Genomic DNA, 13,992 nt, shown 5'->3' with positions numbered 1-13,992 from the left:
TATGGATATTAGCGTAAACAATTTTGGCCTAGTAACTATATCGGTACAAGGAGGACATTTAGTAAATAGATGGAAAGTAATATCCTTATCGATCCTGCCCAAAGGCGCGGGAGTAGGGCATGGATTTATTCAGGTAACAGAGAGCAATGGATGGGAGAGAAGATTCGATTATGAACGTGTATAAGTATGTAAAAGTAGTGCTGGTTGCAGTGCTGGTTCTGACCTCATCAGGCATAAGTCCCTTCCTTGCAAAGGCGCAAGTCGCCAGCTGGCAGAGTATAGCAGATCCTAAAATTACTAGCATCTCGACAGTGGGCTACTCGAACGGGAACTGGCTGATTTTTAATACTTCCGGCAGCTATTCCTATTCTACTGACGCGATTACTTGGAACAAAGGGGCAACAGAACTAGATGTGAATAGTAGAAGATGTAACGGTAAAAAAACAATAAATATGGGGTATGAGTTGTTAGTTAGTTGTGACAACGGAGATATAGTGGCGTTGCCGAACGGTAAAAGTCCTGCCGACATAGGAAATTGGGAGGCAAGAAGATCTCTCGGCGATAGTGTCAATCACAATCTGACCGCGATTGCTACAGATGGTGCGGGTACGACCGTAGTAACGGGTCAAGCCGGTGCGATTCTGGTGTCAAAAAACGGGACTACTTGGGCAGACAATCGACAGAGCGGAATAAACCCATATGGTGTTGCTTTTGGGGAAGGAAAATTTATTGTCACGGGCGACAATTCTGCCAGCAAAAGCGTGCTCTACTCCTCAACGGACGGGGTAACGTGGACTGTGGTGAGCGGAGCAAGTCCCACGCAGCGTCTGAGAGGAATCGCGTACGGCAACGGTAAGTTTGTTGCTGTCGGATACAGCGGGTATATTTATGTTTCCGAAGATGGCGTGACCTGGAAGAAAGAAAATCCCCCTTCAGATGTATCAGCAATCACCTATACAAATTTAACATTTGGAGCGGGCAAATTTTACGCCACGGGAACGAAGGAAACATTGATTTCTTCCGTAGACGGTATAAATTGGGAAACTGAGATGTACACCGGCACCAGCAGCAAAAATTATACTTCGGTTGCGGTGACAGAGGGGCGTGCGATTGTTGCCGCTTCAGATCTGCTCAAAACAGCCGTCGTGAATACGCCGGCATCGAATGTCACTACTTTTGCAACCACTGGCAAGACAACGACAACAGCAAGCTTCAGCTGGACCGCAGCAAGCGGAGCGACAGCGATTAGTATCGAACAATCACCGAAAGGTCAGAACAACTGGACCACAGCGCAAACGGGAGCAATCGGCGTCTCCGCTGCAAACGCAACGGTCACGGGTTTAACCCCAACGACCGAGTATGATTTCCGTCTTGTCGTTACAGGGGGCACGAACGCAGGCAACTCGAACGTAGTATCGCTGCAAACCGCTACACCAATCGTGCCAGTTGCAGATTTCGCAACTACCGGCAAGACGACCACGACAGCGAGCTTTAGCTGGACGGCAGCAAACGGAGCGACAGCGATCATCGTTGAGCAGTCACCTAAGGGCCAGAATACTTGGACCACAGCGCAAACGGGAGCGATCGGGGTCTCCGCTGCAAGCGCAACGGTCACGGGTTTAACCCCAACGACCGAGTATGATTTCCGCCTTGTCGTGACAGGCGGCACGAACGCAGGCAACTCGAACGTAGTATCGTTGCAAACCGCTACACCAATCGTGCCAGTTGCTGACTTCGCAACTACCGGCAAGACGACCACGACAGCGAGCTTTAGCTGGACCGCAGCAAATGGAGCGACAGCGATTAGTATCGAACAATCACCGAAAGGTCAGAACAACTGGACCACAGCGCAAACGGGAGCGATCGGGGTTTCCGCTGCAAGCGCAACGGTCACGGGTTTAACTCCAACGACCGAATATGATTTCCGTCTCGTCGTTACAGGGGGCACGAACGCAGGCAACTCGAACGTAGTATCGCTGCAAACCGATACACCAATCGTGCCAGTTGCTGACTTCGCAACTACCGGCAAGACGACCACGACAGCGAGCTTCAGCTGGACCGCAGCAAATGGAGCGACAGCGATCATCGTTGAGCAGTCACCGAAGGGCCAGAATACTTGGACCACGGCGCAAACGGGAGCGATCGGGGTCTCCGCTGCAAGCGCAACGGTCACGGGTTTAACCCCAACGACCGAATATGATTTCCGCCTTGTCGTGACAGGCGGCACGAACGCAGGCAACTCGAACGTAGTATCGTTGCAAACCGATACACCAATCGTGCCAGTTGCTGACTTCGCAACTACCGGCAAGACGACTACGACAGCAAGCTTCAGCTGGACCGCAGCAAACGGAGCGACAGCGATCATCGTTGAGCAGTCACCGAAGGGCCAGAATACTTGGACCACAGCGCAAACTGGAGCGATCGGGGTCTCCGCTGCAAGCGCAACCGTCACGGGTTTAACCCCAACGACCGAGTACGATTTCCGCCTTGTCGTGACAGGCGGCACGAACGCAGGCAACTCGAACGTAGTATCGTTGCAAACCGCTACACCAATCGTGCCAGTTGCCGACTTCGCAACTACAGGCAAGACAACCACCACGGCGAGCTTCAGCTGGACCGCAGCAAGCGGAGCGACAGCCATCATCGTCGAGCAGTCACCTAAGGGCCAGAATACTTGGACCACGGCGCAAACGGGAGCGATCGGGGTCTCCGCTGCAAGCGCAACGGTCACGGGTTTAACTCCAACGACCGAATATGATTTCCGCCTTGTCGTGACAGGCGGCACGAACGCAGGCAACTCGAACGTAGTATCGTTGCAAACCGATACGCCAATCGTGCCAGTTGCTGACTTCGCAACTACAGGCAAGACAACGACAACAGCGAGCTTTAGCTGGACCGCAGCAAACGGAGCGACAGCGATCATCGTTGAGCAGTCACCGAAGGGCCAGAATACTTGGACCACGGCGCAAACGGGAGCGATCGGCGTCTCCGCTGCAAGCGCAACGGTCACGGGTTTAATTCCAACGACGGAGTACGATTTCCGCTTGGTAGTAACTGGCGGCACGAACGCAGGCAACTCGAACGTAGTATCGCTGCAAACCGATACGCCAATCGTGCCAGTTGCTGACTTCGCAACTACTGGCAAGACGACGACAACAGCGAGCTTTAGCTGGACGGCAGCAAACGGAGCGACAGCGATCATCGTTGAGCAGTCGCCGAAGGGCCAGAATACTTGGACCACGGCGCAAACGGGAGCGATCGGGGTCTCCGCTGCAAGCGCAACGGTCACGGGTTTAACCCCAACGACCGAATACGATTTCCGCCTTGTCGTGACTGGCGGCACGAACGCAGGCAACTCGAACGTAGTATCGCTGCAAACCGATACGCCAATCGTGCCAGTTGCTGACTTCGCAACTACAGGCAAGACAACCACAACGGCGAGCTTCAGCTGGACCGCAGCAAATGGAGCGACAGCGATCATCGTTGAGCAGTCGCCAAAGGGCCAGAATACTTGGACCACAGCGCAAACGGGAGCGATCGGCGTCTCCGCTGCAAGTGCCACCGTGTCGAGCTTAACCCCAACGACCGAGTATGATTTCCGTCTCGTCGTTACAGGGGGCACGAACGCAGGCAACTCGAACGTAGTATCGCTGCAAACCGCTACACCAATCGTGCCAGTTGCTGACTTCGCAACTACCGGCAAGACAACTACGACAGCGAGCTTTAGCTGGACCGCAGCAAACGGAGCAACAGCGATCATCATCGAGCAGTCGCCAAAGGGCCAGAATACTTGGACCACAGCGCAAACGGGAGCGATCGGGGTCTCCGCTGCAAGCGCAACGGTCACGGGCTTAGCACCAACGACCGAGTACGATTTCCGCCTTGTCGTGACTGGCGGCACGAACGCAGGCAACTCGAACGTAGTATCGCTGCAAACCGATACGCCAATCGTGCCAGTTGCTGACTTCGCAACTACTGGCAAGACGACGACAACAGCGAGCTTTAGCTGGACGGCAGCAAACGGAGCGACAGCGATCATCGTTGAGCAGTCGCCGAAGGGCCAGAATACTTGGACCACGGCGCAAACGGGAGCGATCGGCGTCTCCGCTGCAAGTGCCACCGTGTCGAGCTTAACCCCAACGACCGAGTATGATTTCCGTCTCGTCGTTACAGGGGGCACGAACGCAGGCAACTCGAACGTAGTATCGCTGCAAACCGATACACCAATCGTGCCAGTTGCTGACTTCGCAACTACCGGCAAGACGACTACGACAGCAAGCTTCAGCTGGACCGCAGCAAACGGAGCGACAGCGATCATCGTTGAGCAGTCACCGAAGGGCCAGAATACTTGGACCACGGCGCAAACGGGAGCGATCGGCGTCTCCGCTGCAAGTGCAACGGTCACGGGTTTAACCCCATCAACCGAGTATGATTTCCGTCTCGTCATAATCGGCGGCACGAACGCAGGTACGTCCAATGAGGTATCGGTGACGACACCTGCAGCTTTGACGTATTCCCTCTATCCGATCGGAGATCAGACACTGAACGCTCTTGTCATCGGATACGCATCAGGTACTCAGGAGATCAGGAATATCGGGCTGTTCCGTACGGGAACGGGCAAACTGAGTAATCTGAGTGTTTCTCTCAGCGGTACGAATGCCGGTGATTTTGAAATCACTCAACCGGTCCTGACAGAATTGAATGCAACTAATTTGAATACGGATTTTACTGTCAAAGCCAAAGACGGCCTTGCAGCCGGAACTTACACGACACAGGTCACCATATCGGCCACGAACATGACGGACGTGACTTTAACCGTTACACAAGTGGTGAATCTTCCTAATGTTCCTGCCAATCCACAGAATCTTACAGCAGCGGCCGGGGACCGTCAGGTCGAACTGAACTGGAGCACAGTAACCGGAGCTACCTATTATGATGTTTACAGAGGGACTGCTTCCGGGGTTTATGACAGTACGCCAATCGCAACTGTGACGGGCGCCACTTATCTTGCCAAAGATTTGACCAATGGGACAACCTACTACTTTATAGTGAAGGCAGGGAATCCGGGCGGCAGCAGCGCAGCTTCTAACGAAGTCAGCGCAACCCCGGGTGCCGTTCCACTGGCTCCAACGAATGTAACTGCCGTAGCCGGTAACGGTGAAGCGACAATAACATTCACGGCTCCGATAAATAATGGGGGGCTGCCGATCATTCAATATGAAGTAACGGTGTCGCCTGGGAATACAATCGTAACGAATGCATCCAGTCCGGTCACGATAACGGGACTGACTAACGGCACGAGTTACACGTTTACGGTAAAAGCAATAAATGCAGCAGGAAAAAGTGAAGCTTCTGCCGCTTCCAATGCGGTGATTCCTGCCGCGCCTTCTGGTGGAGGAGACAATGGCGGAGGTAACGGTGGAAACACCGGCAGCCCATCTCCAAACCCGGATCCACAGCCACAGCCAAATGGTGTGGATGTGATCATTAACGGTAAACCGGTAAACGCAGGAACACTCCTTGCAACCAGCCGCAACGGTCAGAAGGTCGTAACCGTCAGCGTGAACGAGGAGATGCTGAAACGTTATCTTGAAGGAGAAGGTAAAGGTGCGGTCGTAGTTGTTCCCGTTACCACTGAATCCGATGTATATGAGGCTGAGTTGAACGGTCGGATGGTTAAACACATGGAAGCAGGGCAGGCTGTCATTGAAATCAGCACAGATTCTTCTTCCTATATCCTGCCTTCGCAGCAGATCGGCATTGATGTGATTTCCCGGCAGTTTGGACAAAGCGTCGAGCTTCAAGATATCAAAATTTATCTTCAAATTGCGGAACCATCCGCGGATATCATCCGTCTGATGAACGAAGCAGCCAAGAAAGGCGGCTTTGAGACAGTTGTGCTACCGCTCAATTTTACCGTACAAGCGGTATATGACGGCAGAACGATAACTGTAAACAATTTCAATAGCTACGTAGAGCGCACGATGCTGATTCCGGATGGCGTAGACCTCAGCCGGATTACGACAGGCGTTGCGGTAGAACCAAACGGAACGGTCCGACATGTACCGACCAAGGTAATGAAGAAGGACGGCAAGTATTATGCGATTATTAACAGTTTGTCGAGCGGCACTTATGCCGTTGTCTGGCATCCGCTGGAATTCAAGGATGTCGAGGGCCACTGGTCTGAGCAATTCGTGAATGATATGGGATCGCGGATGGTAGTCAGCGGAGTGGGCAGTGAATTATTCCAGCCGGACCGCGATATTACCCGTGCTGAATTTGCCGCCATTATTATCCGCGGATTGGGGATTAAGCTGGATAACGGCAAATCTTCATTCGCCGATCTGAATAGTTCAGACTGGTACTATGATACTGTGTATACGGCTCATAAGTATGACTTGATCAGCGGTTTTGAGGACGGAACGTTCCGTCCTGAGGATCGGATTACCCGTGAACAGGCCATGGTCATTCTTTCGAAGGCTATGCTCCTTACAGGCTTGAAACAGAAGCAGGCCGACAGTTCAGTTGAAGAGCAGCTGAAAGCTTTTACAGATGCTCTAGATGTATCGGGCTGGGCGAGAAGCGGTATCGCCGATAGCGTTCAGGCCGGTATTGTAACCGGCAGAAACGGCGGAAAACTGGCACCAAAAGCCTTCATCACCAGAGCGGAAGTAGCTGCTACCTTGCAGAGACTTCTCCAGAAATCCGATTTAATTTGAGGGTTTAAGATTTCAATACATGAACCTTGTCACATTAAAGGTTACCGTAGCAGCTGTTTAGTGACTGCTGCGGTAGCCTTTTTTGCTTATTAATTCTCTGTCGGCACCGGTTCGGTGCAGAGTGCATATTCAGAAAATATTCAACAGGTTCTGTTCTAATGATAGATGCGAATATAATCGCATACTGCGGCACTATCTTGGATAGATAAACCCCCTGAAACATTTTTTTGGTAGAATAAAGAATAACGAGGGGCAGGGGTAGAGGGCATGAAGGTGATCATTGTCGATGATGAGAAGCTGGCTTTGAGAAAAATAGAGAAATTGCTGGGTGACCAGGAAGGATTGAATACAGAAATTGAACTGGTCGGGGCGTTCCAGGACCCAGTGGAAGCCCTTGAGGCTGTTCAGCGCGAGACGCCGGATATAGATTTAGCGTTCCTGGATATCGAGATGCCGGAGATGAACGGTTTTGAATTGGCGGAGCGGCTGTTGGCGCTGTATCCGCAGCTCCAGGTTGTTTTTGTAACGGCTTATCACAGTTTTGCTGTGAAAGCGTTCGAGGTCGATGCGCTGGACTACTTACTGAAGCCGGTTCATCCTTCCAGGCTGTCCGTGACTTTGAAAAGAGCGGCAGCCGGCCTTGCTGTGCCTGCGAGTTCAGGCCGTGATAACCCGGCCGGTACAATGTTGTGCTGCCTGAGAAGTCTGCATTATGTGGATACAAGCTGCCAGAGGCAGTACTTTTCATGGAAGACGCTGAAAGCGCCGGAATTGTTTGCGTATCTGATCCATCACCGCGACAGAACGGTGGGCAAGCAGACGCTTATCGATCTCCTGTGGCCGGATTATGATTTCAAAAGGGCAACCGCCCAATTACATACCGCCGTTTATCAGATCCGTAAAATGATCAGAAGCTGCGCACTCGACATCACGGTCAAATACCAGGATGAGGCTTACCGGCTGCTATGGGGCAACACAACGCTGGATGTGGAAGAATGGGAGAAGAGTCTGCAGGCTGCTCCTCCTGTCACGCGAGATACGCTAGAGCTGCATGTCAATATCCTGGATCAATATGCAGGCGATTATCTGGAGGAACACTGGTATTCCTGGTCGGACTATGAGCAGGAGCGGCTGCGGCTGCTATGGCTCCAGCATGCTAAGCAGGTGGCCGAGTACCGTGCGGAGCTGGGGCATTATCCGGAAGCAATCGGGCTGTACCAGACTATGATGGAGAAGTTTCCTTACATGGAAGCAGGGTATTACGGACTGATCCGGATCTATGCGCTGCTTCATAACACGGCGGAAGTAAGACGGATTTATCAACTGCTAACGGATGAGCTGGCAAAAGAATACGGGACCGCACCCAGTGAGGTGCTGAGGGAGTGGTACCGGCAGTGGGAACTGGAAAATCCGTTGACTATGCATATGCAGTAGATCAGACCAGTTAAGCAGTTCAGAGATTGCAGGAAGGGGAGTCGGGTGTTGAAAATCAAAATCATATCCGCGCTTCTGATGATTGCCGGGGTGATTCTCTTCAGCTATCCCAAGGTTGCGGAGATGGTAGAGGATGCCCGTCAGCAGAAGCTGGAAAAGGATTGGATTGCCAGCTTTCAGAATGTGGAGAGTGTCTCGGAGTCCACTCAGGTTCCCCCTGTTTCTGATGAAATAGGGACTGTGGAAAGCAGCCCGCAAGACACGGCCGAGCTCATGAAGAGTTACGCCGGGTCCGGGAAGGTCGAAGGAATTCTGGAGATCGATAAAATCGGTTTGCGGCTGCCAATTATGGAGGGGGCTACCAACCGCAATCTGAAAACGACGGCGGCCAGCATCGAACACACCGGCACTGCCGGAGAAGTCGGCAACTATGCGATCGCCGGGCACAGGAACCGGACCTACGGCCGCAATTTTAACCGGCTGGATGAACTCGAAGCGGGTGATCAGCTGAAGGTGGATACCGGTGAAGCGAGTTACCAATACACCGTAACGGAGAAAACGCTGGTTAAACCGGAGGATGTCTGGGTGCTGGAGGGAGACGGCAGCAGCAAAGAAATTACCCTCGTTACCTGTCATCCTATCGATAATCCGACCTACCGCCTTATTGTCAAAGGACGCATCATTCCATAAAAAAACCGCTCAGGCTCCCGCAGGGAGAACCAGAATGAACAGCGCGCCGCAAGTGCCGCGCCTTCTGGATCTGAGTGGTTTTTTTGACGTATAAGAGATGAAGGCGGAGCTTGTCTATATTCAGAAAATATTCAGAGCAAGGGCATATAATGGATTTGTTTGGCTGCTCTCTACAATCATCAGGATTTAGCATAGAAGATGCAGTTAGAAAAGACTACAAGAGGAGAGGTGAGAAATTCGGATGTTAAGAAAATGGGGAAAGCTGCCCTATGCTTGTATGGCAGTTATCCTGCTGCTCAATCTGCTTGCCCCTTCATCTTTTGCGCTCGCTAACGGCGGATCAGGTGGAACAGGCGGAGGCACATCCGTTACGACGGGGGTATATGGCGCAGATGGCGATTCATCTGTCAACAGCAGTGTCTACGGGGACCCTAAGGCGAAGGGCTTGGCGGCCAGCGGCCCGGTTATCCAGCAGAATATCATTACAGGGATATCGATGAAAGACAAGGACGGCAATAAGATCGAAGATGTCCGCCTGGATCAGGGAGCAAGGGTTCAAGTAGATGTTTACTGGACACTTCCCGATAATCACGGATACAGCAACGGATCAAGCTTTACCTTCGATCTTCCGGACAAGTTCAAGGTAGACCGGGTATTGACCGGTGAACTGGAAGGCGATGTAGGGACGTACGAAGTGACGCCTGAGGGACAAGTTACGTTTGTTTTCAGCGAAGAGATTGAGAACAATCAGAAATGGACCGGGAACTTCTACGTATGGAGAGAATTTGAGGAAAGCAAATTTTCCGGCGGGACTAATCAGGAAATTATTTACGAGTTCCCCGGAGTGCAAATTGTTATCCCCGTTTATTTCAAAAGCAAAAGTACCAAAGAAATGAACAAGACGGGCTCGCCGGACAAAGGCAGAAATCCGGGTAAAATCAGCTGGACAGCAGATATAAATCTCGGCGAGAAGAAGATTCAGAATGCGGTGTTCAAGGATACGCTGAAGGGTGACGCCAACCTTGATATGGATATGAACTCCATTGAGGTGTATGCACTTGAAGTGCAGCTCGACGGTAAGCTTGTACAGAAGCAGAAGCTGGACCCGAATACCGATTATACAAGTACGCCGAATGCGGGCGGATTCGTGCTCAATCTCGGAGACATCAGCAGCGCTTACCGGGTTGTGTATATAACCGGTATTACCAGCACAGCGGATAAGACTTATGTCAATGAGGCAGAACTGTCGGGTACGGGGCTAAGCAGTCCGCTGCCGGCTACGGCAAGCGTACCGGTGCAATTCAGCAAGCCGCTTACGAAGAATTCGCCGGCTTATGATTCGGCTTCGCAGACGATCACATGGGCGGTTCAGTATAATTACAATGAGCAGACCATCGCTGCCAACGATGCTTGGATCGATGATATTATTGAAATGAACCAGCAGGAGCTGATTCCTTCGTCGTTCGAAGTATACGAGATGACGATTGACTCCGGCGGCAATGCGGCACAGAAGACGGGGACGCCTCTGACCGAGAATACGGATTATACGGTTACGCCAACCGCTACCGGATTTAAACTGGCATTTACCAGTGCGGTAGACAGCGCTTATGAAATCAAGTACAAGACCAAAGCGGTAGATCGGGTACATGCCGACAAAATCACCGTGATCAATAAAGTATCCATGCCGGGTGTTCCGGAGATCAAGGCATACCGGGATATCAATCAGGTCATTTTCTGGAAGACATATGGCAAGATTGATTATGCGCTTAAAATCATGGATTGGAAAATCAGTCTGAATGACGACGAGAAGCAAATGTCGGACGTGTACATTCTGGATGATTATGCCGGACAAGGCATGACGATGCTTCCGGATACGCTGGAGATCAGCGGATTGACCAAAGATACGGATTATAAGATTGAAGCCGACCCGGATTATACGGAAGGTTTTAAAATTACGTTTCTGAAAGATATTACTACGAAACACATGATCACGTACTCCACTCAATTCGATCCCGCAAGCAACAAAAAGACCCAATACACAAATAATGCGCACCTCAACTGGGTCGAAGGCGGAGTGCAGCAGATTGCCATCAGCAAGACGGTGAATCGCCCGCTCGACAATTATACGAAGGATAACGGCGGAAAGTCCGGCAAATACGATGCCGTTACCAAAGATATCAATTGGACGCTGGATATAAACTATAATCTGCATAAAATTGATCAAGGGGTTGTCCGGGATTTCTATACCGGGGAACAGACTTTCAAACCAGGCTCAGTAAGCGTGCAGGCTCTGAAACTTACGGGCGGTGACAACGGAGTTACACCAACGGGTGCACTTCTGGTACTGAATCAGGATTACAAGATCGAGACGAAGACGTTGAACGGAAAAGACGGCTTTGAGCTGACATTCCTAAAACCGATCGATTCGGCCTACCGCATTAAGTATACAACCAGCCTGGAGAATCATCCGGTTGCAGCTGTATACAGCAATGAAGCGGTTCTGATTGACGCATCACAGCCGGCCAAGGAGCTCTATAAGAAAACCGCTACCGTTAAGCCGAAGTTCGGCGGTGAGTATATCAATAAAACCGGCCGTCAAGGTACCGGAGTCAGCCAGGAGTATGCATACTGGCAGGTGAATATTAACCGGAGCCAGTCTGTTGTGGAGAATGCGGTATTGAAGGACACTTTGTCCGCGAATCAAATTCTTCTGCCGGGCTCTTTCAAACTGTACCATACAAGAGTAGTGGCGGATGGCACGCTGGCTAAGACAGGTCCCGTCAACGAAACGGAATATACGCTGAACGTGCAGGCGAATTCGTTTACCCTCACGTTCAAAAACACGCTGCACGAGGCTTATATACTCGAATATGAGTCCTTCATCAATGCGGATAACGGCGAGTCCATCAGCAATAACGCCACACTTGCCGGACAATCCTCCGGCAGTGTGCAGGAGAATGGACATGGCAATTTTGTTGCCAAATTCTCAGGAGCCGGAGGCGGTGCTCAGACACCGGGCAAAGGCAATCTGAAGGTTATTAAAGTAGATGCTGCGACTAAAGCTCCGCTTCAGGGAGCGCGCTTTGCCCTCTACGACAAGAGCGGAGCGACCCTCCTTCAGGAGCTGGTTACCGATGCGAATGGAGAAGCGCTGTTTGAGAATTACAAGTATAAGGAATACATGCTCAAAGAAGTATCCGCACCAGCCGGATATTTGATCTCCGATGAGTATAGAGTCGGCAAAAAGCTCACCTTCACCCAAACTGCGGCAGAAGTGACCGTAAACAACACCAAGGGTGTCTGGGATGTGGAATTAACGAAGGTGGAGCAGGGAGTTCAAGGGAAGGAGCTTGAAGGTGCTGTCTTTAAGCTTCAAATGCTGACCAATGGCAGCTACGCTGATGTGCCAGGTAAGAGCGCCCTTGTAACCGACAGCTCGGGTACCCTTATGCTGTCCCATCTTGATCCCGGCAGCTATCAGTTCGTTGAAACGACTGCACCGAAAGGCTTTAAGCTGAGTACGGTGCCTGTGACTTTCACTATTGAAGCCAATCAATCGGCTCCCAAGAAAGTAACAGCGGTCAATGAGCGCTATATCGGATCTGTGGAGCTTGTCAAGACCGATGAGTACAATAACACCCCTCTTGAAGGGGCGGAATTCGAACTAAGGGACGAGCAGGGCAATATGCTGAAGACGGGCTTGAAAACAGATTCCAGCGGGAAACTGCTGGTCAACGGCCTGAAATCAGGCGGCTACCAGTTCGTTGAAGTTCAGGCTCCGGCCGGTTATGTACTGAAGCTGGATCCGCTTAAATTCGATATCGTGGACGATCAGCAAGTCGGATTGACATTCACGAACAGCCGGATTACCGGTTCAGTGAAGCTCACTAAGATCGAGACAGGACGTCCGGATCAGAAGCTGAAAGATGCCCAGTTCCGGATTCTGGACCACGATAAAAAGCCAGTCAAGGACGGCAGCGGTCAGGACATAACAGGCCTTCTCACGGACGCGAACGGTGAATGGACCGTGTCCGGTCTTAGACCGGGCCGCTATTATGCGGAAGAAACCGCTGCACCGGCGGGTTACACGATCCAGAAGGCCTTGACGGAGTTCGAGGTTGTGGAAGGTCTTGAAACGGCTGTCGTCGTGGAAAATTCCCGCATAGTCAGCGGAGGCGGCGGTGGCGGTGGCGGAGGAAGTGTCGATCCGAACCCGCCGGTAACACCGCAGCCACCGGTAACACCGGATCCTGATCCGGAAACTCCGGTGACTCCGAATCCTAAACCGGAACCGCCGGCAACGCCGGATCCGAAGCCGGACCAGCCGGGCGGCGGGAAACCGTCCGATCCCGGGACTGACGGACCGGCAGATCCGTCTGTGCCAGGCCAGCCGGAAGTTCCGGGTGAATCCGGAACTCCGGATACAGGCGGCACGGACAGTGGAGCGCAGCCGGGCGGAAGCAACCCGCCGGCAGCAGGCGGAGCGGGTGAGAGCGGCGGCTCTGACAGCTCCGAAGGCGGCAGCGGCGGCTTTGTTAAGGATACGAGTGCCAGTAACGGAGGCAGCGCGAATTCGACCCAAGGCGGCTCCGGCAAGGGCTCAGCGGCTGACGTACTTCCTCAAACGGGGGAAGCTAGCAGTCTTCCGATCCAGCTTGCGGGCCTCGGCCTGATGGTGCTGGGAGCTGTCCTGTATCTGCTCCGCAGAAAACATGGCGGGAAGCACGGAGTATAGTTTCGCATGATTAAAGCCGGTCTTGCGGCCGCCGGTCTTCGTCCTTTTCCGAGCTAAACGGGAAAGTCATACCGGCGGGCAGCGAAATCAGGCTCTAAGTCAAGAGTTAATCTAAAGCAAGCCGATACAGTGTACAAGTACAGGATTACAGCAAAGGGCTGTTCCGGGTCATCGTGGATTGATATGCTCCCCTTTAAGTAGACAGGTTTAATAAATAAACCGACTACTTGGAGGGGGCATTTCTTTTTGGCATACATACATGAATATAATGGGACCGAGAAAATGGCGATCATAGAGGAGCTTCAAACAGGTGAAGCCACTCGGAAGGAGATCGCCGACAAATACAACATCAGTGTAGGTACACTGGTGAAATGGCGGCATCGGTATGAGTTATACGGGATTGAAGGATTGGAA

5 protein-coding genes are annotated in these 13,992 nt (G+C 52.0%); all 5 read left to right on the top strand.

The features are described 5' to 3' along the window. Positions 1-170: 170 nt before the first annotated feature. Positions 171-6,719, top strand: coding sequence for a fibronectin type III domain-containing protein (locus AR333_RS23050; RefSeq protein ID WP_068777714.1), 6,549 nt, complete (start codon positions 171-173; stop codon positions 6,717-6,719). Between the two features lie 267 nt (positions 6,720-6,986). Next, positions 6,987-8,153, top strand: coding sequence for a response regulator (locus AR333_RS23045; RefSeq protein WP_068777713.1), 1,167 nt, complete (start codon positions 6,987-6,989; stop codon positions 8,151-8,153). A gap of 45 nt (positions 8,154-8,198) precedes the next feature. Next, the gene (locus AR333_RS23040; protein WP_253735955.1) at positions 8,199-8,843 is read left to right on the top strand and encodes a class D sortase; all 645 of its coding nucleotides are present in this window, start codon (positions 8,199-8,201) and stop codon (positions 8,841-8,843) included. A gap of 241 nt (positions 8,844-9,084) precedes the next feature. Next, entirely contained in the window at positions 9,085-13,578 is a 4,494-nt protein-coding gene (locus AR333_RS23035) for a collagen binding domain-containing protein (protein ID WP_068777712.1), read from the top strand. A gap of 282 nt (positions 13,579-13,860) precedes the next feature. Next, a partial coding sequence (locus AR333_RS25835; protein WP_216638971.1) for a helix-turn-helix domain-containing protein occupies positions 13,861-13,992 on the top strand: 132 nt, incomplete at its 3' end.

It is taken from the genome of Paenibacillus sp. FJAT-26967 (genome assembly GCF_001541095.1).
GTDB lineage: Bacteria > Bacillota > Bacilli > Paenibacillales > NBRC-103111 > Paenibacillus_F.
The sequence above is the reverse complement of the archived record's forward strand: the minus strand, read 5'-3'. Positions and strand labels throughout refer to the sequence as shown.

What these genes read in the sequence shown, in the direction of transcription:
- AR333_RS23045 (WP_068777713.1), top strand. Translation starts at nt 6,987, where the DNA reads ATGAAGGTGATCATTGTCGATGATGAGAAGCTGGCTTTGAGAAAAATA.
- AR333_RS23050 (WP_068777714.1), top strand. Translation starts at nt 171, where the DNA reads ATGAACGTGTATAAGTATGTAAAAGTAGTGCTGGTTGCAGTGCTGGTT.
- AR333_RS23035 (WP_068777712.1), top strand. Translation starts at nt 9,085, where the DNA reads ATGTTAAGAAAATGGGGAAAGCTGCCCTATGCTTGTATGGCAGTTATC.